At 61.5% G+C, this 24,354-nt stretch carries 23 protein-coding genes, 2 tRNA genes and 2 pseudogenes; 7 read left to right on the forward strand and 20 right to left on the reverse strand.

The window, feature by feature from the left end; translation table 11 throughout:
- Nucleotides 1-7: 7 nt before the first annotated feature.
- The 11 genes and pseudogenes from EGH24_RS10810 to EGH24_RS10860 form a co-directional block, all read right to left on the reverse strand.
- Nucleotides 8-406: pseudogene (locus tag EGH24_RS10810) on the reverse strand (30S ribosomal protein S9).
- Complete coding sequence (locus tag EGH24_RS10815) at nucleotides 400-837, reverse strand: 50S ribosomal protein L13 (RefSeq protein ID WP_142980151.1); 438 nt, start codon at nucleotides 835-837, stop codon at nucleotides 400-402. The pseudogene EGH24_RS10810 and the gene EGH24_RS10815 overlap by 7 nt, the downstream one beginning before the upstream one ends.
- Entirely contained in the window at nucleotides 834-1,187 is a 354-nt protein-coding gene (locus EGH24_RS10820) for a 50S ribosomal protein L18e (protein ID WP_142980152.1), read from the reverse strand. The genes EGH24_RS10815 and EGH24_RS10820 overlap by 4 nt, the downstream gene beginning before the upstream one ends.
- Nucleotides 1,188-1,213: 26 nt before the next feature.
- Nucleotides 1,214-1,298: transfer RNA gene (locus EGH24_RS10825), tRNA-Leu, on the reverse strand.
- 161 nt (nucleotides 1,299-1,459) lie between these two features.
- Nucleotides 1,460-2,209 carry a DNA-directed RNA polymerase subunit D gene (locus tag EGH24_RS10830; protein ID WP_142980153.1) on the reverse strand — a complete coding sequence of 250 codons (750 nt, stop codon included), beginning with the start codon at nucleotides 2,207-2,209 and terminating at the stop codon, nucleotides 1,460-1,462.
- Between the two features lies 1 nt (nucleotide 2,210).
- A complete protein-coding gene (locus EGH24_RS10835; protein ID WP_142980154.1) occupies nucleotides 2,211-2,600 on the reverse strand; it encodes a 30S ribosomal protein S11 in 390 nt (129 codons plus the stop codon).
- 3 nt (nucleotides 2,601-2,603) lie between these two features.
- Entirely contained in the window at nucleotides 2,604-3,131 is a 528-nt protein-coding gene (locus tag EGH24_RS10840; protein WP_142980155.1) for a 30S ribosomal protein S4, read from the reverse strand.
- A complete protein-coding gene (locus tag EGH24_RS10845) occupies nucleotides 3,128-3,679 on the reverse strand; it encodes a 30S ribosomal protein S13 (RefSeq protein ID WP_142980156.1) in 552 nt (183 codons plus the stop codon). The genes EGH24_RS10840 and EGH24_RS10845 overlap by 4 nt, the downstream gene beginning before the upstream one ends.
- A 21-nt stretch (nucleotides 3,680-3,700) precedes the next feature.
- Nucleotides 3,701-3,786: transfer RNA gene (locus tag EGH24_RS10850), tRNA-Ser, on the reverse strand.
- A 182-nt stretch (nucleotides 3,787-3,968) separates the two neighbouring features.
- Nucleotides 3,969-4,388 (reverse strand): type II toxin-antitoxin system VapC family toxin, encoded by a 420-nt coding sequence (locus EGH24_RS10855; protein ID WP_142980157.1) that lies wholly within the window; start codon nucleotides 4,386-4,388, stop codon nucleotides 3,969-3,971.
- A 2-nt stretch (nucleotides 4,389-4,390) separates the two neighbouring features.
- Nucleotides 4,391-4,612: a DUF7557 family protein gene (locus EGH24_RS10860; RefSeq protein WP_142980158.1), complete on the reverse strand. Its 222-nt coding sequence runs from the start codon at nucleotides 4,610-4,612 to the stop codon at nucleotides 4,391-4,393.
- A 104-nt stretch (nucleotides 4,613-4,716) separates the two neighbouring features.
- Between EGH24_RS10860 and EGH24_RS15785 the strand changes: the two genes are divergently transcribed.
- On the forward strand, nucleotides 4,717-4,848 hold the full coding sequence (locus EGH24_RS15785) for a hypothetical protein (RefSeq protein ID WP_281284938.1): 132 nt from the start codon (nucleotides 4,717-4,719) through the stop codon (nucleotides 4,846-4,848).
- Between the two features lie 73 nt (nucleotides 4,849-4,921).
- On the forward strand, nucleotides 4,922-5,128 hold the full coding sequence (locus EGH24_RS10865) for a hypothetical protein (protein ID WP_142980159.1): 207 nt from the start codon (nucleotides 4,922-4,924) through the stop codon (nucleotides 5,126-5,128).
- 19 nt (nucleotides 5,129-5,147) lie between these two features.
- Here the strand turns inward: EGH24_RS10865 and EGH24_RS10870 are convergent, their stop codons facing one another.
- The 6 genes from EGH24_RS10870 to EGH24_RS10895 all read right to left on the reverse strand — a co-directional run bounded on the left by EGH24_RS10870 (nucleotide 5,148) and on the right by EGH24_RS10895 (nucleotide 12,464).
- On the reverse strand, nucleotides 5,148-6,302 hold the full coding sequence (locus EGH24_RS10870; protein WP_142980160.1) for an ABC transporter ATP-binding protein: 1,155 nt from the start codon (nucleotides 6,300-6,302) through the stop codon (nucleotides 5,148-5,150).
- Between the two features lie 33 nt (nucleotides 6,303-6,335).
- Nucleotides 6,336-7,259: a carbohydrate ABC transporter permease gene (locus EGH24_RS10875; protein WP_142980161.1), complete on the reverse strand. Its 924-nt coding sequence runs from the start codon at nucleotides 7,257-7,259 to the stop codon at nucleotides 6,336-6,338.
- On the reverse strand, nucleotides 7,256-8,251 hold the full coding sequence (locus EGH24_RS10880) for a carbohydrate ABC transporter permease (RefSeq protein ID WP_142980162.1): 996 nt from the start codon (nucleotides 8,249-8,251) through the stop codon (nucleotides 7,256-7,258). Before EGH24_RS10880 ends, EGH24_RS10875 begins: the two co-directional genes overlap by 4 nt.
- Nucleotides 8,252-8,275: 24 nt before the next feature.
- Nucleotides 8,276-9,577 carry an ABC transporter substrate-binding protein gene (locus tag EGH24_RS10885; RefSeq protein WP_142980163.1) on the reverse strand — a complete coding sequence of 434 codons (1,302 nt, stop codon included), beginning with the start codon at nucleotides 9,575-9,577 and terminating at the stop codon, nucleotides 8,276-8,278.
- Nucleotides 9,578-9,997: 420 nt separating this feature from the next.
- Nucleotides 9,998-11,533 carry a sodium:solute symporter family transporter gene (locus EGH24_RS10890; RefSeq protein WP_142980164.1) on the reverse strand — a complete coding sequence of 512 codons (1,536 nt, stop codon included), beginning with the start codon at nucleotides 11,531-11,533 and terminating at the stop codon, nucleotides 9,998-10,000.
- A gap of 175 nt (nucleotides 11,534-11,708) precedes the next feature.
- A complete protein-coding gene (locus EGH24_RS10895) occupies nucleotides 11,709-12,464 on the reverse strand; it encodes an MBL fold metallo-hydrolase (RefSeq protein ID WP_142980165.1) in 756 nt (251 codons plus the stop codon).
- Nucleotides 12,465-12,755: 291 nt separating this feature from the next.
- On the opposite strand from EGH24_RS10895, the pseudogene EGH24_RS10900 reads away from it, so the two are divergent.
- From EGH24_RS10900 to EGH24_RS10915, 4 genes and pseudogenes are all read left to right on the forward strand, one after another.
- Nucleotides 12,756-15,527: pseudogene (locus tag EGH24_RS10900) on the forward strand (ATP-dependent helicase).
- A gap of 203 nt (nucleotides 15,528-15,730) precedes the next feature.
- A complete protein-coding gene (locus EGH24_RS10905; RefSeq protein WP_142980166.1) occupies nucleotides 15,731-16,384 on the forward strand; it encodes a VOC family protein in 654 nt (217 codons plus the stop codon).
- A gap of 117 nt (nucleotides 16,385-16,501) precedes the next feature.
- Complete coding sequence (locus tag EGH24_RS10910; RefSeq protein ID WP_142980167.1) at nucleotides 16,502-17,650, forward strand: hypothetical protein; 1,149 nt, start codon at nucleotides 16,502-16,504, stop codon at nucleotides 17,648-17,650.
- Nucleotides 17,647-18,555 carry a hypothetical protein gene (locus EGH24_RS10915; RefSeq protein ID WP_142980168.1) on the forward strand — a complete coding sequence of 303 codons (909 nt, stop codon included), beginning with the start codon at nucleotides 17,647-17,649 and terminating at the stop codon, nucleotides 18,553-18,555. The genes EGH24_RS10910 and EGH24_RS10915 overlap by 4 nt, the downstream gene beginning before the upstream one ends.
- Before the next feature lie 72 nt (nucleotides 18,556-18,627).
- Here the strand turns inward: EGH24_RS10915 and EGH24_RS10920 are convergent, their stop codons facing one another.
- The 3 genes from EGH24_RS10920 to EGH24_RS10930 form a co-directional block, all read right to left on the reverse strand.
- Nucleotides 18,628-19,842 (reverse strand): HEAT repeat domain-containing protein, encoded by a 1,215-nt coding sequence (locus EGH24_RS10920; RefSeq protein ID WP_142980169.1) that lies wholly within the window; start codon nucleotides 19,840-19,842, stop codon nucleotides 18,628-18,630.
- Between the two features lie 174 nt (nucleotides 19,843-20,016).
- Complete coding sequence (locus tag EGH24_RS10925) at nucleotides 20,017-22,740, reverse strand: AAA domain-containing protein (RefSeq protein WP_142980170.1); 2,724 nt, start codon at nucleotides 22,738-22,740, stop codon at nucleotides 20,017-20,019.
- A gap of 66 nt (nucleotides 22,741-22,806) precedes the next feature.
- The gene (locus EGH24_RS10930) at nucleotides 22,807-23,502 is read right to left on the reverse strand and encodes an SOS response-associated peptidase (protein WP_142980171.1); all 696 of its coding nucleotides are present in this window, start codon (nucleotides 23,500-23,502) and stop codon (nucleotides 22,807-22,809) included.
- An 86-nt stretch (nucleotides 23,503-23,588) separates the two neighbouring features.
- On the opposite strand from EGH24_RS10930, the gene EGH24_RS10935 reads away from it, so the two are divergent.
- Nucleotides 23,589-24,347 (forward strand): ribonuclease H-like domain-containing protein, encoded by a 759-nt coding sequence (locus tag EGH24_RS10935; protein WP_142980172.1) that lies wholly within the window; start codon nucleotides 23,589-23,591, stop codon nucleotides 24,345-24,347.
- Nucleotides 24,348-24,354 lie beyond the last annotated feature (7 nt).

A 24,354-nucleotide genomic window follows, 5' to 3' on the forward strand; every position in this document is an offset into this window, starting at 1 on the left:
GANCACCTCAGCGGTAGGATTTCTGGTAGCGGGCCCGTGCGCCGGGGCCGCCCCACTTCTTCGGTTCGGACTGGCGCACGTCGTTGACCAGCAGCGAGCGGTCGAACNCNNNGNANGCNTCGCGNAGNTCGGCNTCGTTGNNGTGNTGGACGAGCCCNCGGGCAACNGCNGTNCGGACNGCGTCNGCNTGGCCGNNGNAGCCGCCGCCGTNGACGGNCACGTCGATGTCGACGCNGTCNCNGAGNTCNTCGNCGGCGATGCGGAACGGTTCNAGCATCTTNAGNTNCGCCNGNTCNGGNTCGACCAGCTCGACCGGCTGGGAGTTGATACGGACACGGCCCTCGCCGTCGCGCACGGTTGCGCGGGCGATTGCCGTCTTCTTTTTACCTGATGTGTTGGTTACCATGTAACGTTTGCCCCCAGTTTCTCGGAGATCTCGCCAAGCGAGATGAACTTGATATTCGAGAGCCGATCCAGCGAGGTGCCCTCAAGCACCTCGCCGTCCTCGTCGTACGGGTTGCCGACGTAGACGCGAACGTTCTCGAAGGCTTCCCGCCCGTGGGTTTCCTTGTACGGCAGCATGCCGCGGATCGACCGCTTGAACATGCGGTCCGGTCGTTTCGGGTAGTACGGCCCGCTGTCGGAGCCGAGGTTCGCGCGTTTGCGGTAGGTCTCCATCGTCGACTCCGGATTGCCGGTGATGACGGCGTTCTCGGCGTTGACGACGGCGACGCGCTGGCCGTCGAGGGCCTTCTGGGCGACCTCGCTGGCGACGCGACCGAGGATGCAGTCTCTGGCGTCGACAACGACGTCGACTTCGAACTCTGCAGCGCTCATCGAATCACCCGGACGTTACTGCCCTCGGGATTGTTTTCGAGGGCTTCTTCGAGTGTCACGGCGTCGCCGACCTGCCCGATCTTCGTGCGGGCGGTCGACGAGAAGTCGACGGCGGCGACGGTGACGTCTGTTTCGAGCACACCACTACCCAGAACCTTCCCGGGCACAACAACGGTCTCGTCCTCGCGGGCGTACCGTTCGATGCGTCCCAGATTAACCTCTGCGTGGGTGCGCCGTGGCTTTGCGAGACGGTCGGCGATGTCGCGCCAGACACCGGCGTCTGACTCGCCAGCGACCGTCTGTAGCTCGGCGATGAGACTCTGAAGTCTCGGATTCGTCTTACTGCTCATAAGTTTGCTCCTGGTAGAAAACGGAGTGCAGGGAGCAGGATTTGAACCTGCGGACCCCTATGGGACAGCGCCCTGAACGCTGCGCCGTTGGCCAGACTTGGCTATCCCTGCACGCACTCCGAGGTACCGCACACCACGGCTTACCTGTTTCGATCCAACCGCGCTCAGTCATCGAGCAGCGGCGACGCTCAACGGCCGGCGTCGCGAGTGCTGTGCCGGTCGGGCGAGCGGTCATGTGGATCGAGGTGGTCGTCATGTGCGGTCGTGCAGTGTTATGCGGTTACGGCGTCGTGTAGTTCGTCCGCGCGGGCACCGAGCGATTCGGCGGCGCGAAGCACCAGTTCCTCGACATCGAAGGAGCCGTCCGTCTCGACATGGAACACGTAGGCTCCGGGCACGTCCTCGACGGTCAGCTCCTTGCCGGGATACTTGTTCGTGAGGTCGTGATCGAACTCCTTGGTGAGGACAACGTCGCCGTCCTCGGTTTCGATCGCCCCACGCAGGATCTCCGGCTCCTGCTCGTCGAACTCGCCGATGTCGTCGCCGACGGTGACCGACTGCAGGTGGCGGAAGCCGACAGCCACGCCACCTTGCTGTTTGGCGTGTTCCTTGCCGGTCTCAAGCACGGCATCAGCCTCGAATTCGAGGCGATGGCCCTCTTTGAGTTCGATGATCGGGATGTTCTCGTCGGCCGGCTGGACCAGCTCGTCGCTGGACTCGATATCGCCCGAGTAGGCGGTTGCCGGCCCTTCGACGTCGAGGGCGACGGTGACGGTGTCGCCGATCTCGAAGTCGTCCAGCGGCGTTGTCAACGGGACCAGCCCCAATCGCAGGGCGATCACCTCGTCGAACATGACCGACGTGTTCTCGACGAAGCGCACGGAGTCGATGGAGAACGTCGGCACGTCAGCGATCATCGCCCGGCGGATGCCGTTGGCTAACGCTGGCGTAAGCCCCCGAACGACGAATCGGGCGGCACGGTCGTCGCGTTCGATGAACTGGACGTCGAATTGGCCTGTCATACTAGAGTCGCTTGTTTTTCGGCGCGCGTGTCCCGTCGTGTGGGATCGGNGTCACGTCNTCGATNCGNCCGATCTCGANNCCGGCNCGNGCGAGCGCGCGGATCGTCGCCTGNGCGCCGGGGCCGGGGGATTTGTTGAGGTTCCCGCCGGGACCGCGNACGCGGACGTGCANNCCCNNGATGCCNGCNGCCTTNNNCTNCTCGGCGACGNCTTCGGCCATCTGCATGGCNGCGTACGGNGANGCNTCGTCNCNGTTCTGNTTNACNACNGTCCCACCGGAGGACTTGGCGAGGGTTTCCGCGCCAGTCTGGTCGGTGATCGTGATCAGCGTGTTGTTGAACGAGGAGAACACGTGGGCGATGCCCCACTTGTCGTCTTGTGATTCGCTCATTGGTTACTCCTGGGCCTCCGCCCGTGCTGGATGCAGGTCATCGGCTAGCGGACTGGTCTCGTCGTAGCTGATCGCCGACTCCTCGGCGACCTCGACGGTGCGTGAGGGCGTCGTCGCCCGCGCGCCGTTGACGGTGATGTGACCGTGAGAGATGAACTGCCGGGCCTGCTGTGGCGTGCTGGCCAGTCCATCACGGTAGACAACCGTCTGGAGTCGCCGTTCGAGGATGTCGGTCACTTCGAGCGACAACACGTCGGTGATGGTGTCGTTGTCGCCGAGGATCCCGTAGCGGCGGAGTTTGGCGAGGAACTCGCTGCCGGCGTCGGCAGCGGCCTCGGTGTCACCCTGTGCCTCACCGATGAGGCGTCGGGCCTCCCGTCGGATCGATCGGAGTTCCGACTGGGCGCGCCAGAGTTCCTCTTTGTTCTTCAGGCCGTAGCGTCCGAGCAGCCCGCTCTCTTCGGCGATCCGTTCACCCTGGTAGGGGTGGTTCGGCGTCTCGTAGCCGGTGGTGTTTTGGCCGGTCGTCATTCGTCGTCATCCCCGGCAGCCGCGTCTTCCTCTTCGGCTGCCGCTTCTTCGGCTTGCTCCTCTTTGATGCGTTCGACGTTGACACCGATCGTCCCCTCGGNNCGGCCGGTGGACTTNGTNCGCTGNCCGCGGACCTTCTGNCCNCGCTTGTGTCGAATGCCCTTGTAGGAGTCGATCATCTGCATGCGGTTGATATCCTGTCGACGCTGCTCTTGGACCTCGTTGCCCACGATGTGGCTGGATTCACCGGTGAAGAAGTCGTGTCGCCGGTTGACCATCCACTCCGGAATGTGGTCATCGAGGTTCTCGACGACATCGACGATAGAGTCGATCTCGTCGTCCTCAAGCAGGCCGAAGGTCGCTGTACGGTCGATATCGGCTGCGTCGGTCACGATGCGTGCCGTGCGCTGGCCGATACCCTTCAGGTCTGTGAGACTGCGCTCGACGCTCTTCGTCCCGTCGAGATCGGTTTGGCCGATCCGGACGAAGTAGCGGAGGTCCTCTTGTTCCTCCTCCGTCAAGCCGTCTTCTGTGTCTTCTGCACTCATAGCTAGTATCTGTGCTGCGAGCGTTGCGGCGGGGATTCGAACCCCGGAGGCAGTGACGCCACAGAGTTAGCAACCCTGCGCCTTGGGCCATGCTTGGCTACCGCAACCCGCGGATTTTCGGTCATATTGTCGCCCGTCACGGACTCGGGGCCCGACGCCCCTGCAGTACTACGACTGAGCCAAACGCTGTTGGTTACTTAAGGGTCACGAATACGGGGAGGGATGTGTCGGTGTCGCATGCGGCGTTCATTAGGCCTAACTGGTGGGAATGGGCCGAACAAAATACCGGTCACTCATCGGGCTGAACGGGTTCGATAATATCAATATCGAGCAGTTGACGAACCGGAGCGTTGTCGAAATCAGCCACGTCACACGTCACAAACGTTGCGTTGTTTTCGCGGGCGGTAGCAGCATGGAGGAGATCAGCGAGATCGAGGGTGACTTCTTGAGTAGCAAGCGCGTGTTCCAAATGAATAGCCTCAACCGCGACAGTCCCATTCAGCGGTAGGACACGCTGTATCCGCTGTGTGAGCGCGTGGTGTTGCTGTTGGACAGCCGATTGTGAAGAGTAGTACCGAAGATACTCGAACAGCACGGTGGCTGGAATCGTCCACGGCTGAGAGGCGTTCCGCTGCAGATACGAGACAACGTTTTCATCCGGGTCCGGCCGTGCGAACTTCGCCACGACGCTGTTGTCAAAACATAACATCGTCAGCGGCGGCTGTTCGCGTCAAGCGACTCGGAGAGATCGGTGTGCGTCTCATCCATATGCTCTTCAATTCCTTCGTCAGCAAAGCCAGCCATCGCCACAACATCGTCCGGTGTTCGCGTCACCGCAAGCCGGTCTAATAATTCATCAAACGTTTCGTCGTCTCGTTTCACCGCCTCAAGCTTCCGTTTCGTTTCTTCAGTGATACGGATTGACGTGCTCATAGGAATACATTGTATGCAGAGCATGGTAGCTGTTTCGGCTGACTATCCGAGGCTCCCGGCGTATTCCACAACCACTCAAGCCCCCAGCGGTGGTACAACACCCTATGACATTCAACACGCCCGACGAAAGCGACACTGAGCGGTGGTGGTGTCATCACTGTGAGATCGCCGTCAAGCCTGTCGATACCGAGGACACCCCCGAGTGTCCGTCCTGCGGCCAGACGATATCGAGCTGAACGCTCACGCTGGGGATGCAAACGGAGCTGCCGAAACCGGATCGATTTTACTGTCAGCCGTCAACATCGGGGTATGACTGACACGAGCGACGATCCGGAAATCCCGATCATCTGCGAGGCGTGTGGCACCGAAACGACGGTGCCACTGTCGGATCTCGAAACACAGCTCAATCGGCACAACGAGACGCGACACGACGGCGAGGAACACGCCACCGTTGACCCCGCGCTCAAATCGCAACTACAGGATCTCGTCGCCGAGGATCTCGGGCTGTTAGAATAGGTTGGCAGCAACGGACCGGTCAGGGAACCGGCTCGGTGATTTCCTCCGGATCGAACGACCGATTGTGGAGTGCAACCCCGGAGTCGACATCGAAGAGGTGGATCGACTCCGGCGGGAAGACCGCCGTGACTTCGTCGCCGGCCTCGACCTGTCGCAGGCCGCTGACGGTCGCGGTGAACGTGATCGGGTCGGCCACGTCGCGGTCGAACGTGAGGTGAACCGTGTTCTCGTCGCCGCGGGGTTCGACCACGTCGACGACGACCTGATACTCGTATCGGCGGTCGATGTCGGTCGGCTCGTCGACCTCGATATCCTCCGGCCGGATGCCGAAGACGACGCTGGACTCGCCGGCGACGGCCTCCCGCTGGGCCGGTTTGAGCGGGTACTCGAAGCGATCAGCCGTCAGCGACTTTTCATCGACGTTCATCTCGAAGAAGTTCATCGACGGNTCGCCGATGAAGCCGGCGACGAANNGNTTGTTCGGCGTGTGGTAACACTCCAGCGGCGTGCCGACCTGCTGGAGTACCCCACCGTTGAGCACCGCGATGCGATCACCCATCGTCATCGCCTCGGTCTGGTCGTGGGTGACGTAGACAGTGGTGACGCCGAGCTCGTTTTGGAGCCGCTGGAGCTCGGTTCGCATCGTCGCCCGGAGCTTCGCGTCGAGGTTCGACAGCGGCTCGTCCATCAGGAACGCCTCGGGNNCNCGNACGATGGCNCGGCCNAGNGCGACGCGCTGCTGNTGACCGCCGGAGAGATCGCTTGGCTTGCGGTCCAGCAGTTCTTCGATCTCCATGAGTTCGGCCGTGTCCTCGACCGTCTCCTCGATGTCGTCGTCGCTCATGTCGGTCGATTCTTCGAGGCCGAAGCTCATGTTCTGCCGGACGGTCATATGCGGGTACAGCGCGTAGGACTGAAACACCATAGCGATGTCCCGCTCTGCGGGTGGCTTCTCGTTGATGCGCTGGCCGGCCAGGCGGATCTCGCCGCTGGTGATCGTCTCTAAGCCGGCGATCATCCGCAGGGTCGTCGATTTCCCGCAGCCGGAGGGGCCGACCAACACGAGGAACTCGCCGTCCTCGATGTCGACCGAGACCTCGTCAACCGCGGTGATCTCGTTGCCGTCGTCTTCGGTGAATACCTTCGTTACGTCGTCGAGTGTTAGGTCTGCCATTGGTGAGTTCCTCCTGTCGAATCGATCAACATGCTATGCAGCGACCCCCTTGGCGAACTTGTCGCCGAAGAAGACGTACACCAGCAGCGTCGGCAACGCCGCCAGCAGCGCGGCAGCCATCCGCAGCGGNAAGTTCGTCCCNGACTGNGAGACGCCGATGCCGACNAGNTCCTGNGTGACGACCGNCGCNTCNCCGAACTGNATGATGGTCAACGCGAACAGCAGGTCGTTCCACACCTGTGTGAACTGATAGATGAAGACGACGGCGAACATCGGCACCGAAAGCGGGAGCACGATGCGCCGGTAGATCGTCGACACCGACGCGCCGTCGAGCCGCGCTGCCTCGATCATCTCGCCGGGGAGCTTCTTNTANTGNGCGCGGAACAGNAGCGTNCAGATCGGNANCCCNTAGGCCGTGTGGGTGATGATCAATGCGAGCAGCTTCCAGTGATACGCCTCCACCAGCGGCAACGCCGCCAGCGGCTCGAACAGTTCCCGCAGCGGGACNACGTTGTACCAGAACTGCGTCAGCGGCACGAGNACNGCCTGNTACGGGATNAANATCCCCGCGANGAANAGNNNGTAGANNCCGACNTGGCCGCGCCAGTCGANNNTNGTCAGCCCGAAGGCAGCCATGCTACCGCCGAGCCCCGAGAGGATCGTCGCTGGCACGACGAGGATGATACTGTTGACCAACCCTTGGCCGAGGCCGTCGAAGGCACCCTGCCACGGCTCCAGCGAGAACTGCCCGGTGCCCTGAATCAGCGGCTCCAGCGGCGGGAGGTACGGGAAGTTCCCGGTGTAGGTCTCGGGACTGATGATCGAGGTCATCAACCCAGTCTCGATGGGGATGAGGTAGAACGCGCCCATCCCGACGAGAATCGTGTAGAGGACGATCCGTCGCCACGAGTGGCCGAACAGCGACCGCTCGCCGGCGCGGCCCGTGTCGGTGCTCATAGTTCACCCCGTTTGTACTGCGTGTAGATGTACGGTGTGACGATGGCGAGTGCCATGATGAACAGTAACACCGCGATCGCCGAGCCGNACGCCCAGTTNNNGTTGNNGTANGCNTCNCNCACCATNCGCGTGGCGAGGATGTCGGCCGACGGTCCCGGCTGATAGCCGCCGTACATCGAGAAGAGGAAGTCGAANGCCTTCAGCGNGAANACNGTNANNACGACGAGCGCGCTCACNGTGGCNGTCCNGAGNTGNGGGATGATGANCCGCCAGTACATCCGNAGCGTNNNNGCGCCGTCGACGCGNGCNGCCTCGAAGTGNCTNGNCGGGATNNCGCGCANCNCGGCNAGATANACGATCATCGCGTAGCCGCTGAACTGCCANANNANCGCGAANGCGACNNCNGCNAACTTCAGATCCGGGTTCTGGACGATCTCGACGGGGCCCACGCCAACGGCCCCGAGCAGGATGTTGACGAGNCCNGTNTCNNNGTTGTACATGNANAGCCAGAACTTCGCCGTGACGACGAAAGAGAGGCTCATCGGCAGCAGGTAGATGGTTCGGAACGTGTTCTCGAANCGNANCTCCNGGTCGACGAGNATNGCCANNANNAGTCCNAGGGCGAGACAGACCACCGAGAACGACACCATCAGGACGACGGTGTTCCACGCCGCGTTCCAGATGGGGTCGACGGTCAACGACGACCACGAGGGCGTCCCACCGAAGAACGCGATGACGTAGTTCTCGAAGTCGAGCGCGCTGTAGTTCGGACTTCCCAGCCCCTGAAAATCCGTCAGCGAGAGGACGATGTTCCAGAGGATCGCCCCGTAGATGAACAGGCCGACGAGCAGGAACGGCGGGAGCCAAAACGGGGCCGACCGCACCGAGTCGCGGTCGAGGATCGAGCCGGCCTGTGAGGCGGTGCCGCCGTCGGTACGGACCTCACGGTGCTCGGAGAGGCGTCGTCTGAGTACAGTAAATGGGTTTCGCATAATGCGGGAATGGGGAAATCCCGATCAGTTGAACGCGTTGATCAGCGATTCGGCGGTGCCGGAGACGTTGTAGCTTTCGAGGAAGGCACTGAACGCGCTGCTGATGTTAGTGGAGACGCCGGGCGAGACAGCCAGCCCGTGTTGGATCGATGGCGGCTGATTGTCGGCGTCGTTGAAGTCCTCGAACTGGTCCTGCTGGAAGTCGTTGAGTGCGGAGACATCGGCGTCGCTCCGCGGCGGGATCGACCCCTTCTCGGCGTTGAACAGGACTTGGCCTTCCGCGCTGCCACAGTAGCTAAGGAACTTCCGGGTCGCTTCCGGCGAGGGATTGTTCGCCATGTAGGGGAAGGAGTCCATGTTGAGCAGGTAGTTCCCGCTCGTGCCGGGGTAGGTGACCTGCCCCCAATCCTCACCGTAGTTGAAGTCGTCCGCGTTGCTGTAGGCACCTGCGGCCCAGTCACCCTGATGGATGAACGCGGCATCGCCGTCCATCACCATGGTGTTGGCTTCGGTGAAACTGATCGATGAGGAGTCACTCGGATAGTACTCACGGAGGTCCGCAACGGACTGGAGCGCGCTTTCGACCTGTGCAACGTCGCCGTCGCCGTTGATGAACGCCTCGTAGCCGTCGATGCCGGCCTGTCCGAGCAGGATCGTCTCCCAGAGCTGGACGGTCGACCACGCGCCGCTGGTCTGCTGGGCGAAGGGGACGGCGTCAGTGTTCTCGGCGATGGTCGCGCAGGCGTCGACGACATCGCTTGCCGACGAGAGGCTGGCGGGGTCGACGCCGGCCTCGTCGAGGACGGCCGTGTTGTAAAACAGGTTGTTGATCCGGTGGATGTTGAGCGGGACAGTTACGTAATTGCCGTTGTACTGGGCCTGCTCCTGTGGGCCGGCGAGGTAGTTCTCCTTGAGGTCCTCGTCCCACACGTCGCCCTCGATGTCCTCGTAGGCACCGTCGAACTTTTCGAGGGTTTTGCCCGGCCACGTCTGGAACGTACTCGGCGGGTCGTTTGCCTGCAGTTTGTTCAGGACGACCTGATCGAGATTGCTGCGGGCCGCGCCGTTCACGGGTTCCTCGGCGAACTCGACATCGGGGTTTTCCTCCTGGAACCCCTCGATCAGGGCCGCGATCGCCGCGTTGCCGTCGCCGGACGACCACGCGTGGAGCAGTTCGAGTTCGTTACCGCCGCTACCACCGTCACCGCCATCGTCGCCACCGCTGCCACCGCCGCCACCGCTACAGCCAGCAAGCCCAGCGACTGCGGCAGCACTGGTCGTCGTCAGTACAGTACGGCGCGAGAGGTTGGGTTCGTGTTCAGACATTGGTTGTAGTACCACGGGGACCGTGCGGCCGGTGGCTGCCCGGAACCCACCAGCCTGTAACCACGTCACACGGATCCGCTGTGCTCCAATGAAACACTAAAGCACATTAACAATTATGTAGTAAATAATTTATATACCGTTTCGAAACCGGATACAATACGGATTTTGTTAACTAGTTCCAATTTCGAATTGTGCAGTTTTTGCTACAAAATGGCGGTGGTATAACACCGTCATCCACCAAATCCTCGAAAATTTCGTGGGTGAAACAGCTGAATATCAATCAGTTCCGACGAACAACAGGGAGGAAGACCGCTTGCTACCGGCGAACGCTCACGAGCAGCCAGCCGATGTAGCCGAAGGCAACCAAAACGGCGGCGACCGAGCCCCAGACGATGCCGGCGAACGCCAAACTGCCGGCCATCAGTCCGACACCTCCGAGGCCGCTGCGGCGTCGTCAGTCGATGCCTCAGTTGCGGGAGCATCGAACGAGCGGATCTCCGTCGTCAGCGACTCGAAGGCGAAGGCGTCGCCGCCGACCGCGGCGGCACCAGCGGTCACGGCCGCCGAGACGGCGGTCGCGCCGAGGAACGCCGGCAGGAAGGCCGGTTCAGGGAGCACGCCAGCGATACCGGGGATCGTCGCCACCAACCCACGGAGCATCGGGAAGTAGGCGATGCCGACGACGAGGCCGGCGAAACTCGCCGCCAGCGCGCCGCTCTGTGTGAGCTGTCGGGAGTACAACCCCCAGATCAGCGGGACGAACACCGCCGCCGCGAAGAGGTCCGCCGTCAGGAACAACTGCAGCACGCTGTACCCCTGGGCACCGATGATCACCGCGCCGACGGCGACCGCGGCGGTGAGTCCGCGACCTGTGAGGCGGAGCGACCGGTCGTCATCGACATTGACGAGCCGGGCGAGATCAACGGTCACGAGGCTCGAAATCGCGTTCAGCATCGTATCCGCCGAACTCATCACCAGCAACACGGCCAGCAGGACGACGGCGAAGGCAATCGCGTCCGGCAGTGCCTCGGTGACGACGAGGAAAAACGAGATGCCGGCGGTGTCCGCGGAACTGAGCCCGAGGCCGGCAGCGGCGATGCCGAACAGCCCCGACAGCAACACCATCGGAATCACGGTGAGGCTGGCGACGCCGAAGGCCCGGCCCAGTGTCGCCTCGCTGTCGGCCGCATACACCCGCTGCCACATCCCCTGATTCAGGAAGTTGGCTCCGAGAATAGCGAAGACGACATAGAGGCCGAATTTGAGGCCGGGCAAGTAGCCCGGATCGAGCAGCGACGGATCGGTCGCCATCGCCGTGCGGTAGAGTTCGCCCGTGCCGCCGAGGGAGACGACCGCCGCGGCGAAGCCGACCGCCAAAAGCGGGAGGATCACCAGCGTCTGGATCGTGTCGGTGAAGATGCTGGCGACCAGGCCGCCGTAGGCCGTGTAGAACAGGACGAAGCCGCCGATGACGGTCGCCGTCTGCCACGGCGGGATGCCGGCGATCAGTTCCAGCCCGCCGGTGATCGCGGTCATCTCGGCAGCGAGGAAGATGAACATGTAGAAGACGGAGACGATGAGGACGAAGACATACATCGCGGGGCCGAACCGGACGAGAACGAACTCCGTCAACGAATGGCCCGTCGGCATCAACTCCCGGATTCGCTTGCCGACCGGAATAAAGAGCAACAGCGGGATGGCACTCCCGATAGCGTACCCCATGACCGCCGTAATTCCACCGAAAGCCGCGCCCGCTTCCGCGGGGCTAAACAGGATCCACGCGCCCATCGTCGAGGCGATCAGCGTCGCGGTCGTCATTCCCGTGCCCGTGGAGTTTCGTGCGGTCAGCAGGTCCTCGACGCTGCCGACGCGCCCGCGGGAGTACAATAACCCTGCGACGGTGAAGACCGCCAGCGTCGCCACCGTCAGCCCGAGGCCGAGACTGGTCGAAACCATGCTATGCGCCCTCCAGAGAGTCGAGTCGAGCGTCGTGTCGTCGAGACATTCGGTTCAGAAGAGGAGAGCCGACCGGGACCTATATAATTGACGAATACAACCCTATAATAACCCAGTTATACAACGGTTTAGCGGCTTTTAGACGAAAACTGATGCAGACGGTCGTGCCGCAAAATCAGGAAATCGTAACGCGAAGCCCGTCGCGGGCGACGTGGACCTCGCCATCGAAAGACTCGCCGACGGTCGCACACATCTCCTCGTGGTTGCCCTCGGTGTGCGGATAGAGATGCGTCAGGTAGAGATGTTCGACGTCGCTGTCGGCGAAGGCTGCGCCGAGTTCGCTCGGCGTCGGGTGGCCGTCGACATCGACCGAGTCGGGGAACGAACAGTCGTGAGCGACGACGCGGCAGCCCGCGACGAACCGCGCCATGCCCTCGAATGCCTCGGTGTCACCCGAAAACGCGAACGTCGCGTCGCTGTCGGCGTCGACAGCGAACCTGTAGGCCAGCCCATCGATCGAGTGCCGTGTCTCGCGGCTCTCGACACCGAATCCGGCAACGGTGAGATCCTCGCCGGCGACGATCTCTCGGACTTGGAGGTCGACACGGCCGTCGAGGTAGCCATGCACCGCGATCAATCCGTCGAGCAGTGCTTTGGTGCCAACGGGGCCAACGACTTCCAAGTGTTCCTCGCCGGCGAGCCACCGCGCTTTGAGCAGCGGCAGTAGGTCAGCGACGTGATCAAGATGGAGATGCGTCAGCAGAACGGTACTCACGCCCTCGTAGCCGGCGTCAGTCGACGCAAGCCGGTGGAGGACGCCGCTGCCGCAGTCGACCAACAGCCGGCGGTCCTCGTGAGTCAGGAGGAGTCCGGTCTGCATGCGGTCGCCAGTCGGCATCGCGCTGCCCGTCCCGAGGAACGTGACCTCCATACTCGGCGTGTACGGGTCGGCGTGGAAAGCGGTTGCGACACCTGACGCGGTGGTGCGCAAATACGAACAGGCAAGCAGGTGAGTCGCAGGCCAACCCACCGAATTCCTGGCGGACTGAAAGGGCGAGGCACGCTCGGCGAATCCGGACGACGCAAGCACCGCAACGAGCCCCGGGAGCCGAGCGTGCCGAGGGCTTTCTACCTGCTGTTCGCTGCTTCGACTACTCGTTTCAATCTCACTCAGTATCACCCCACAACCGACTTACGGGCGCACGAACAAGTCGTAGCATCAATGGCGCGATCCGGACGGGATCGGCTGCTCGAACGCGACGCCGACTACGACTTCGATCCCGAAACGGTCGACATTGCTGACGAGGACGTGCTCTCCTTACTCGAACCCGCAGTCGCCGACTGGTGGATCGACCAGTTCGGCGAGTACGTCGCCGGCAACGGCGGCTTCTTCACACCGCCGCAGCGCGGCGCGATCCCGCATATCCACGACGAGCAAAACGCCCTGATCTGTGCGCCGACCGGCTCCGGCAAGACGCTCGCCTCGTTTGCGGCGATCATCAACGAACTCTTCGCCCGCGAGCAGGCCAACGAGGACGGCCTCGATAACTCGGTGTACTGTCTCTACATCTCGCCGCTGAAGTCGCTCGCTAACGACATCCACCGGAATCTCACCGTCCCGCTTGAGGGCATCGCCGACCGCCTCGCTGACGACGGCGTCGAGACCGACATCCGGCATTCGATCCGCCACGGCGACACCAGCAGTAGCGATCGGCAGGCCATGCTGGAGACGACGCCGCACATCCTCAACACGACGCCGGAGACNCTNGCNATNCTGCTCAACNNCCCNAANTTCANGNNNAANCTCGANACNGTCGAGTACGTCNTCGTCGACGAGATTCACNNCCTCGCGGAGAACAAACGCGGCACCCATCTGTCGGTTTCGCTGGAACGGCTGGAAGCGATGGCCGAAACCTCACCGACACGCATTGGCTGTTCGGCGACGGTGGAACCACTGTCGACGGTGGGCGAATTTCTCGTCGGCCGCGAGGAGCCGGGGGGCGAGCCACGCGAGTACGAACTCGTCGACAGCCGGTTCGTCCGCGAGTTCGACATCCAGTTGGAGTGTCCGACAGACGACCTGATCAACACGCCTAGGGAGATCGTCCAGGGTCGATTTTACGACCGGCTGTCGGAACTCGTCGGCGACAACGACCAGACGCTCGTCTTTACCAACACGCGGTCGGGAGCCGAGCGCGTCCTCCAGACCCTCCGGGAGCGGTTTCCCGACGAATACGACGACACGAACTCGGGGTGTCACCACGGCAGCCTCTCGAAGGATCGGCGCAAAGATATCGAAACCGGGCTGAAAGAGGGCGATCTCGACGTGGTGACGACCTCGACGAGTCTCGAACTCGGGATCGACATGCCNCANNTCGANNTNGTCNTNCAGGTCGGCTCGCCGAANTCNGTCGCCGCGCTGCTCCAGCGGGTCGGCCGNGCNGGCCANCNACTCGGNGANACNGTNNNNGGCCGGGTGNTCGCNCTCGACCGCGACGANCTCGTCGAGTGTGCGGTGATGCTNCGNAANGCCGANNAAGGGTTCGTCGACCGNGTGTTNNTTCCCGACAACGCGGCAGACGTTGCCTCCCAACACGTCTACGGCATGGCGATCAACGCGGTGCGGCCCGAGGCCGAAATAAAGTCGATCCTGCGGCGAGCGTATCCCTACCGAAACTTCGACGACACCGAGTGGGAGCGATTGATGCGGTATCTCACGGCCGACTACGCCGGCCTCGAATCGAAGGACGTGTACGCGAAAATCTGGCGGGACACCAACGATCCGCCGGACGGCGAGTACCACTACGACGAGTTCCCCGTCGGCGAGTCGCTGATCGGCAAGCGCGGCCGCCTAGCGCGGGTGATCTACATGACCAACATCGGGACGATTCCCGACTCGTTCAGCTGCGACGTGCTCACCCGCCAGGGCGACGAGTGGGTCGGCAGCCTCGACGAGAACTATCTCGACACGCTCGAACCGGGCGACGTGTTCGTCCTCGGCGGCTCGAACTACGAGTACAGCTACCGCCGCGGGTCGAAAGTCTACGTTGAACCGACGAGCGCGCGGCCGACCGTCCCCTCCTGGTTCTCCGAGCGGTTGCCGCTGTCCTACGATCTCGGCCGCGAGATCGTCGCGTTTCAGGGCGACCTCTGTGAGCGATTCGAGTCCGGCGGCGTCGCCGGCTGTCGAGAGTGGCTGCGGGAGTTCCCGATTGACGAAAACGCCGTCCGCGCGATCAGTCGGCTGTTCGCCGAACAGATCCAGTATCTCGGGGGCGACGCCGTCAGCACGCCCGACCGGATCGTGATCGAGGAGGAGTTGGATCGGGCTGAGTACCAGCGGCGGTTCTACGTCCACTCCAACTACGGCCGGCAGTTCAACGACGGCCTCTCGCGGCTGGTGGCCTACCACTGCGCCCAGCAGGCGACCGCCAACGTGCAGGTCGCCGTCGCCGACAACGGGTTTTCGGTGCAGATGCCGCTCAACCGCAAGGTCGACATCGCGGGTATCATCAGCGAGCTTGAGCCAGGCGACGTGACCACCGACCTGCGGGCCGCCCTCGATGGCACCGACCTCTTACAGCGGTATTTCCGCATCAACGCGACCCGGTCGCTGATGATCCTCAAGCGGTACAAAGGCCACGAGAANTCNGCGGCCCAACAGCAGGTCTCNNNCGAGATGCTGCTCTCCTTTGCGCAGGATCTCGACTCCTTCGCCGTGATCGAGGAGACCTATCGGGAGATTATGGAGGACAAACTCAACGTGAGTGGGATTCGGGAGGTGTTAGAGCGAATCAACCGCGACGAGATCGAGATCGTTGCACACGAGGTCGATTCGCCGAGCCCGCGTGCGTTCGGGCTGGCGACGCTGATGGCCAGCGACGTGGTGCTCGCCGAGGACGAAAGCGCGGTCCTCCAGGAGTTCCACGAGCGCGTGCTGGAATCGATTGATGAGGAATCGCCGTCGACCACCGAGCCCGTCGAAACTGACTGAGCAGCCGCCGCCCTGGCGGACTGAAAGGGCGAGACGCACTCGACGAACCCCGGCGACGCAAGCACCGCAACGAGCGGAGCGAGTGAGGAGCGCAGCGAGCCGCGGGAGTCGAGCGCGTCGAGGGCTTTCTAATTCCACATCTGAACATGGCCGAAAGAGGGACAGCAGTACGTACAAGCGGCTGCCGAGCGAACACCGAGTGAATGCGGTTCGAGCGTGTGTCGATCCCGGCGACTGACCCCGATGCACTGAGCGACTGGTACGGCCGCACGCTCGGCGTCGAGACCGGAACCGCCAGCGTCGAACTCGGCGCGACGACGCTCGACTTCCAGCCAGCAGCCGAGGCGGCACCGCAGCATCTCGCCGTGCGCTCGCTCGCTGATATCGACGCCCTGACCGCGTGGCTCGCCGAGCGGGCGACGATCCACCCGGTCGAGGGTGCCCAATCCCGGCGATTCGACTTTCTCGATGCCGACGCCGTCTATTTCGCCGACGGCGCGGGCAACGTGCTCGAATGCCTCTGTTACGATGCCGACGCAGGCGAGGCGACCCCGGGCGCGGCGGCGATAGCCGGGGTGACCGAAGTCGGGCTGCCGGCTCCCGACGTGCTGGCACTCGTCGAGTGGCTCGAATCGGCCGTCGGGCTGTCGGCGTGGGGCTCGCCGAGCGAGTCGTTCGCGTGGGTCGGCGACCGCGAGGCGCGGTTCGTCGTGCTGCCCGCTGGCAGCGAGTGGTATCCGACCGAGAAGGTGGCCGACAGCGAGCCGATTAGTGTGAGCGTTGTCGATAGCGACGCGACACCGGGGACGTATGAGCATCCGGAGTTGCCGTATGAGATTACAGTCGCAGAGCGGTAGCTTGGGTTCTCTTTTTGTGGAAATAACACTCTAACGTCGTTTTCCAGGCAAAGATATACATCACTTGACGATTGAGCTAAATCAAGAGAGGGAGTGGGGCCCTAGCCCAAATCGAACATGAAAATTGAACCAAGTGATATTCAAGGGCTCGAACATCGTGAGATCGTTCTCAAACTGCTTGACGATGTGACAAAGAGTGGCGACGAAATGGATGAAAAAGAGACGAGAGGAGGTAAATCAAGAGATCTGAAGCTGTATATCGTCGATTCCTCGGAAGATATTCAAGGAGAATTTGACGACGTGGGCATGGATGTAATAGACAATGATCAGTCCAAGAAGGCAGCCAAGGACTTCTTCAAGAGTGTCGTCATCGAAGAGGTGGAACTCAGTGAGGACACAACTCTTCTCAGAGTTCAATATCCACGATACGAAAGGACTGATGAAGCAATCGTCATCGATAGAGGAGACGCATACTGGTTCTTGACGACCGAACTGAAAGATTGGCTGGAGGATACCATCGAGAAGGTCATCAAATACCTCCCGCAGCTAGAACGCGTATATTTGTCTTCAACAGATCTTGAGAATTCTATCCGGGATATCGTCGATTCTGAGATTGCCGGCTTCACCGCGGAGTATCACTCAGAACACAAACAACGAGATGCAACCCTCCAGTTCCACGGCGCAGAGAAAAATGATCTAGCTAAGGCCGAGAATACATTTTCCGCCACACCGACTCGAATCGAATTCAATCAATCGAACAGTCCTGCGACCGCGATTCAGGGTTCTGGTTCGAATGATGGACTCCTCAAAGTCGAAAGTGTGCGGCACGGTTCAGAGGGAAAAGCAGCCGATACTCTGTTGGGGACATCCAAGCAGTTCGTAGCCAGAGATACAGAGTGCTTCCAAGTGAATGCAGATACTGAATGGCGGCTTCTGGAGCCAGGATTTGTAGTTGACGAATTCACGAGTATTGAGTTATACGATCCCGAGCGTGATGAGGCCCCAGAGTTAGTTGAGGAGTTACGGGAGGAAGTATTCTCCAAGAATCGCTATCAGATCGGCAGGTGGGGTGAAGATACAGTATTCATATACGACAAGGAACATCAAGAAGTATTCGAGCTGGGTATCGAGGGAACCGAATTGGTTCTCCATGCCCGTGAAACCACGACGGCACTCAGTTTACGAAGCTTCTGTCGCACAATACTGGATGAATTTGATTCCACCTACTCACTGCGGAAGAAGGAAATGCGGGTGAAGCCTGAATGAGTAGCGGGCGTTCATGGGATCGGCAGAAGGGAGAGCTTGACGCATACAATGCCTTCCTCTCCGCCTATCGATCCCGAAGTAGCTATCACGGCTTTTCAGAACGTGGGTATCGGCTAACGAATTATTTTCCTACGATAGATAACCGTTTCACCGAAACGGCGATCAAACCGGATTTCTCGTTATTCGACAATGAAACACTCATATTAGCTGAAGTTAAGCAGGGAGACAATATCAATCCGGGAGACATCGAACAGGCCGAGCGACTGGCCAGTGTATCAATCGACGCTGCTGAGGAGTACATGAAGAAAATAAATGTTCAGGAGCGGTTCGGATTCGATGACGATGTCTATGCCGTTGAGCCACTGATCTACTACGATGGTATCGATAGCGACTACATCAGACAGTGCCGTAACGACTGGCCGGACTGCCGTGACAAACTGGAACAACTGGAAGCGGCGTGTCCGGTCCTGGGACGGGTGGATGGCCGGCGATTACGATTACTTTCCGGTGAGTTCGATTCTGAAGAACTGACCTCTTGGCTGGATTACGGTATTAAAATGGCCGAAACGCCGCAAGTCATGGTTACGATGACTGACGGATTAGAGATCGAATCGGTCGCAGTCAGCATCTGCACCATTTGGGGACAACGAGCCGTCGCCGAGCCAGTCAAGGTCGATATTAGTCAGCTCCGTCGTCACTTCAATTACCGCAGTCTAGAGCCCGGTCGCGTTGAATCTGCATTTGAATTCATCGATGAGGTGGGAGCCGGCGACCGGATTTCTAAACGCGAGCTTGAGTTCCGGCCCGAACACATGTCCGAATTGTTGGATATCGAATCTCATGCTAGGAACCGTGGCGGTGGCGGTAGTGAAAGCGAGCTTAATGATTTCTCTCAAGACGGATGACTAAAATCGAGACAAACAGTAATCATCAAATAGGCCATCCCATCGGTGGCGACACAAAAACTACAGACTAACTCAATCTAACTCCTGCACGTCGTTTGCGACATCCGATTCGACAAACGACACCAACTCCTTCGCTTTCGAGTCGTCATCGACGGCATCCCGAATCGCCGCGATACACTCCGAGACGAGTTCCGGATCGTGATTCGACAGCGTCGCCGCCGCGATAATGGCGAGCAGATCATCGTCGCTATCGACCACCGTCGATGCCAGCGTCTCGGCAGCCACCTCGCTTTCGTCGTCGATCTGGCCCAACAGCCATGCCGCGTTCCGTTTTTCGGCGGTGTTGTTGGAGTCCTCCATCACCGCGGCGAAATCACCCGACACATCGACCGACACGTCTTCGCTGATCGCCTCGATCGCCTGCTCGCGGACCTCATGCGACTGCTCGAAATCGGACGACACAAACGTCGTCAGGATGCCCGTCGCAGCCGTCTTCCGCACCTCCTCGCTCTCGGGGGAATCCAACTCATCGATCACCCGATCGAGCGTTTCGTTCGAGCCGAATTTGGCGATCTGATCGATCGCGGCGTGTTTGAGATGCGGGTCGTTACTCCGCGTCGCCGACACCAACGCCTCGTAGGCACCGTCAGTGCCGATTTTGACCAACGCCTCGGCAGCGGCCGCCTGGACGCGGTTGATTTTGGACGCGATATACTGGTTCGAGGAAAACGCATCCGCACGGAGATACTGCTGAATGGGCGAAACGAAGTGGATGTCACCGACCTCGCCTCCCTCTTCGATCGCCCGCCGGAGCACATCGATATCCGTCTCCTCGTCGATTCGCATCAACAACTTCTCTCTGGAACTGGCGGTGTCCAACCGACCGAAGCCGACAACAGCCAAATGCCGAAGTTCGGCATGCGGTTTCGAACTCCACGTATCGAGTACGAACGGGAACGACGTGTCAGGCGGCGCGAGATCCGGGTTCAACTCCAACCGGGTGACGATATTGTCCAAGACGGCTTCGCCCTCGATATCCAACAGCACGTCGAGCACGCGCGCTCGAACTTTGTCATCCGGCTCGTTCAGCACAGCGTCAATGAGAAGCGATGTCGTCTCAGCCGACGCGTGCTGCAAAAACGACGGCGACTCGGATAACACACCAGCGGCTCCGTACCGGGCGTTCGAACTCGGGTGTTCGAGAAGGCACGACACGATCGGTTCGTACTCCCCTTGATTAGATAGCGTGTAGAGTTTATCACGCAGCTTCGGGGTGTATTCGCTCACTGTGTGAATATATACCAATACTAGAACTAATATATATCGGTCAGATAGATGCCAAATCAGCGGGTCCTACCGGGGTATGGCACCGCTTTTATCAACACACCAACAATATCACAGGATCACAGGGGTTGTCAGCACGGAAAAACTGCGACCCCGAACTTCGTTGCCAACGCGGCCCTACCGATCCGCCCAGTCAAGCAATCGCTCGTAGAAGGGCTCGCTCGACAGCGCGGCCCGATCACCGACCAACACGAGGGCCTTCTTCGCTCGCGTGAGCGCGACGTTGATCCGGCGGTAGTCCTCGAACAGCGGCCCATCCAACCCGCCGGTGGCGACAAAGGAGACGATGATGACCTCCTTACTTGAGCCCTGAAACCGATCGACGGTGTCGACGGTCACGCCGACCCGACGGCTGATCTCGGCGACCTGCGCCCGGAACGGCGCGATGACACCGATATCCTCGGGATCGACACCCGCAACGAGATACGATTCGACGATTTCGGCGACCCGATCGGCTTCCGTCGGGTTCGTGTTGCCAACGCGCTCGCCGCCAGGGTCGATAAAGGACACCGCATCCCGCAACTCGCCCGGCAGCGACGCGGTATCGGCGATATCAGCGAGCGACTGGCCGGCCACCGCACCGGTCGCCGGGCGCAACGCGCCGTCGTAGAACTCCGCCGACGAGAAGGCCTGAATCCGCTGGCACATGCGGTACTGCCGGGTGAGCATCACGCTCGCCTCGGGATAGGCCTCAATCAGCCGCTCGAACAGCGAGGTCGCAAGCGGGCTCTCGGACTCTGGCTTGTCGGCGACGCCACCCTCGCCCGCGCCACTCTCACCACCGGGCTCGGCCGCCTGCACGACCGGCGGCAGCTGCTCGTGGTCGCCGACGAGCACGAACCGCTCGGCGCGATTGAGCGCGGCCAGAGCGTCCGGCTCGGTGAGCTGGCTGGCCTCATCGACGACCGCCACGTCGAACTCCTGTTCGCGCATCACCCGAGAGCCACAGCTCGCGGTCGTCGCCGCCACTACGGGCGCGTTGTGGAGCGCGCCGGCCAGTTCCTCGGGGTCGCCGGACTTCTCAAGACGCACGTCGAGCATGTCCTCGCGGATGCCGGTCGTCGTCCCGACGCGCTGGATATCCTCGAAGCCCTGCTCGCGGAGGGCTTCCAGTGCGTTGTCGACCGCGCGATTCGTAAACGCCGTCAGCAACACCCGATCCCCGCGGGCGACGAGCGCGCGGATCAGCCGGGCGATGGTGTACGTTTTTCCGGTCCCGGGCGGGCCATGGATCAGCGCGCAGTCCTTGGCGTTGACCGCGAGGTTGACCGCCTGATTTTGCCCCTCGTTGTTGTCGATGAACGTCTCCTCGCCGTCGCTAAATTCGGGATCACGGCGACTGAACAAGATGTCCTTGCGGTCGTCGCTGCCCTTCAGCACCGTATCGTGCAGCGCGGTCAACATCCGGTCGACCGAGAGTTCGGAAGGATACACGTCGAGCCGACGCAACTCGACCGGCTCGTCGGCCGTGACGACGATCTCCTCGTCGAGTTGGGTGATTCGACAGAGTTCGGCATGCCCCGAAACTGGGTCGCCGTCGCTGGCGAGAGCGACGTCACTCTCGCGGAGTTTCGATACTGATTCGGGCGGTTTCCGCGCTCGAAGTTCCCAGCGGTTGCCGTCGATCTCCTCGCGGCCCAGCGGTTCGAGATCGATCAGCGCGCGATCGTCGTCGGCTCGCTCTTGGGCATCCTGCTCCCAGAGTTTGCGGTACTCGGCGTGGACGGCCCGGCGTTCGGCCTCGATAGCGTAGTAAAATCGCTCGAAATAGTCCTGTTCCTCCTCGGGCACCGCCGTCCCGATCTGTCCGGCTTTCGACTCCTGATCGAGCCGCCCGGAGACGACCATGCAGGTGTCCTGTTCGAAGCAGTACTCGCATTTCGCGTCGGCCTCGTAGCCGGTCGGCACCTCGCCGCGGGCCTCCATCGCTGCCAACTCGTTGCGGCTGCGGACGACGAAATCGAGCAGCCCCTTCCCGACCGAGAACTCCTTGGCTGGTGAGAGGTCACCGCTCTCCTCGGTCCGCTCAAGCGTCGTATTTTTCGTATAGAGTAGCGTCCCGGTGTCGGCGTCGATCCCGCGTTCCTCCAGCATCAGCGCGTAGCAGGCGGCCTGAATCTTGTCCTGAAATCTGGGTTCGCGGGTCGTGTTTTTCCCGGTCTTGAGTTCGACCGGCATCCCGCGGCGAAGCGCGTCGGCCCGTCCCTTCAGGCCAAAGGTCGGGCTGATGAGCGTGTACTCCGATCGCCAGTTGTCTTCTTCTGTGAGGGTCCCCTGCTGGAGCCACCCCTCGATGGCGGCGGCGTTCTGTTTGACCTCGCCTTCGACCTCAGCCACGTTGCGGCCGAGCACGCCGAGTTCGAGCCCGGCCTCTTCGACGCGGTCAGCGACGGCAGTATCGAGGTCGCGGCCACGGAGCAAGTCGCCGAAGACTTCGTGGACGATGGTCCCTTTGATAACGGGATAGTTCAGCGGAATCGCGGACAGTTTGTTGAGGTAGTACATCCGCGGGCACTGCACCCACGACCGGATCGAGGTCACGTCGACGATGAAATCGGGTTCGAGGACGACGTAGGAGTCGCCGCCGGTGCTGTAGGTCGTCCGTCCCTGATACTCGCTCGTTTCGGGATCGGTGAGGAGCAGATCCATTCCAGTTTCTGCTTCTTCGGCCGTGTCGGCCCACTTGCCCCACAGCGTTACGTCGACGGCGTCGTCGCCATCGGTCGGCGTGTCGTCGGTCGGTCGCACGCGGAGTTCCGCCAGCCGTCGCTCGCCGTGTTGCGTCTCGACGGTCGTCGGCGCGTTGCAGGCGACGAGTTCCCCGCGAAGGCGATCAGTCACTACCCTCACTCTGCGCGGCGGACTGAAAAACGCTGTCGGTGGCCACGCCGCCAGCGACACCCTCTCTCAGGCGTCGACTGGCTCGATCAGTTCGGGGTCATCGTTCGTTGGGCTGTTGACGCGGTCGGAGACCCGGAAATAGTCGAACTCGTCGGCTGGATACGGATCGAGTAGCTCCGCGACAGCGTCCGAATCACCGTGCAACCACTGGGCTTCCTCATCTGGTTCCAGCACGACCGCCATTCGGTGATGAAGCTTCGAAACGAGGTCGTTCGGCTCCGTCGTCAAGACGGTAAACGTCTCCAGCGGCTCTGGGTCGTCGCTGTCGTCGCTGTCACCGAACGAATCGAGACCGAGTTGCTGGGTCGGCGGCTCCCAGCGTTCCCACAGGCCGGCCATCGCAAACGGGCGGTCATCCTCGAAGGCGACCCGGTAGGGTGCTTTGCCATCGCCGAGATCGGTCCACTCGTAGAAGCCGTCGGCCGGCACGAGACAGCGACGCGATTCGTAGGCGTCGGCGAAGCTCCGCTTTTCGCGGACCGTCTCGGCGCGGGCGTTGATGAGGCCCTGTTTCTCATCGGCCCACGAAGGCGTCAGCCCCCAGGTGAAAAACTGCAGTCGGTCGGGTTCGTCGCCCGTGATGACCGGGAGTTCCTGTCCGGGCGAACAGTTGTACCGCAGTTCGAATGACTCGGGAACCGCGACATCGAACCGCTCGGCGAGGCGTTCCGGCGACGTATGCAGGGTGTACCGACCGCACATGGGTCAGCCTGGGGTCGCGGCGGCTTAGCTGCCGTGATCCGCGGCGAGCCGGAGAATTAAATACCGCCCGTCGCCGGGGTGCATGTGTGCGAATCGAGAACAGTTTTATTCCTGTCAGTGGGGTCGGCGAGAAGACCGAGCGGCAGCTCTGGGCAAACGGCGCGACCGACTGGGACTGCTTCGATCCCTCGCTGGTCGGCCCAACGACAGCCGAAAAGATCGAGTCGTTCATCGACACGGCACGAGATCACCTCGCGGCGGAGAACCCCACGTTCTTTGACCAGACTTTCCCCAGCAGCGAGCGGTGGCGGCTCTACGAGAATTTCCGGGATGACGCCTGTTTCTTCGATATCGAGACGACCGGGCTCGATGAACACCGCGACGTGGTCACGACCGTCAGCTTCCATCAGGCCGGCGAAACGACGACGCTCGTCCGCGACGACGATCTGACTGCTGACAGAATACAGGCGATGGTCGACGACGCCAGCCTGCTGGTCAGCTTCAACGGAATCCGATTCGACCAACCGTTCCTCGAGACATCTTTCAGCGTCGATGTCGAGGTTCCCCATCTCGATCTGATGTACCCTTGCAAATCCGTCGGACTCGACGGCGGACTCAAACAGGTCGAACGCGATATCGGCATCGAGCGCGACCGCCCCGACATCTCCGGCCGCGACGCCGTCCGGCTGTGGCGCGAACACGAATCCGGCGTCGATGGCGCGCTCGACACACTCATTTCCTACAACCGCGAGGACGCAGTCAACCTCAAAACGCTGGCCGACGAGGTGACGACGACGCTCCACGAGCAAGTCTTCGAACAGGCGCGGCAGCAGTCAGTCGAGTAAGCCGCGA

Origin of the sequence: Halonotius terrestris (assembly GCF_006861665.1) — an archaeon.
Taxonomy (GTDB): domain Archaea; phylum Halobacteriota; class Halobacteria; order Halobacteriales; family Haloferacaceae; genus Halonotius; species Halonotius terrestris.

Coding starts and splice junctions, on each gene's coding strand:
- EGH24_RS10865 (WP_142980159.1), top strand. CDS start 4,922: ATGACTGACACGAGCGACGATCCGGAAATCCCGATCATCTGCGAGGCG.
- EGH24_RS10840 (WP_142980155.1), bottom strand. CDS start 3,131: ATGACGACCGGCCAAAACACCACCGGCTACGAGACGCCGAACCACCCC.
- EGH24_RS10830 (WP_142980153.1), bottom strand. CDS start 2,209: ATGACAGGCCAATTCGACGTCCAGTTCATCGAACGCGACGACCGTGCC.
- EGH24_RS10895 (WP_142980165.1), bottom strand. CDS start 12,464: ATGGAGGTCACGTTCCTCGGGACGGGCAGCGCGATGCCGACTGGCGAC.
- EGH24_RS10820 (WP_142980152.1), bottom strand. CDS start 1,187: ATGAGCAGTAAGACGAATCCGAGACTTCAGAGTCTCATCGCCGAGCTA.
- EGH24_RS10885 (WP_142980163.1), bottom strand. CDS start 9,577: ATGTCTGAACACGAACCCAACCTCTCGCGCCGTACTGTACTGACGACG.
- EGH24_RS10815 (WP_142980151.1), bottom strand. CDS start 837: ATGAGCGCTGCAGAGTTCGAAGTCGACGTCGTTGTCGACGCCAGAGAC.
- EGH24_RS10930 (WP_142980171.1), bottom strand. CDS start 23,502: ATGTGCGGTCGGTACACCCTGCATACGTCGCCGGAACGCCTCGCCGAG.
- EGH24_RS10910 (WP_142980167.1), top strand. CDS start 16,502: ATGAAAATTGAACCAAGTGATATTCAAGGGCTCGAACATCGTGAGATC.
- EGH24_RS10905 (WP_142980166.1), top strand. CDS start 15,731: ATGCGGTTCGAGCGTGTGTCGATCCCGGCGACTGACCCCGATGCACTG.
- EGH24_RS10915 (WP_142980168.1), top strand. CDS start 17,647: ATGAGTAGCGGGCGTTCATGGGATCGGCAGAAGGGAGAGCTTGACGCA.
- EGH24_RS15785 (WP_281284938.1), top strand. CDS start 4,717: ATGACATTCAACACGCCCGACGAAAGCGACACTGAGCGGTGGTGGTGT.
- EGH24_RS10860 (WP_142980158.1), bottom strand. CDS start 4,612: ATGAGCACGTCAATCCGTATCACTGAAGAAACGAAACGGAAGCTTGAG.
- EGH24_RS10890 (WP_142980164.1), bottom strand. CDS start 11,533: ATGGTTTCGACCAGTCTCGGCCTCGGGCTGACGGTGGCGACGCTGGCG.
- EGH24_RS10855 (WP_142980157.1), bottom strand. CDS start 4,388: ATGTTATGTTTTGACAACAGCGTCGTGGCGAAGTTCGCACGGCCGGAC.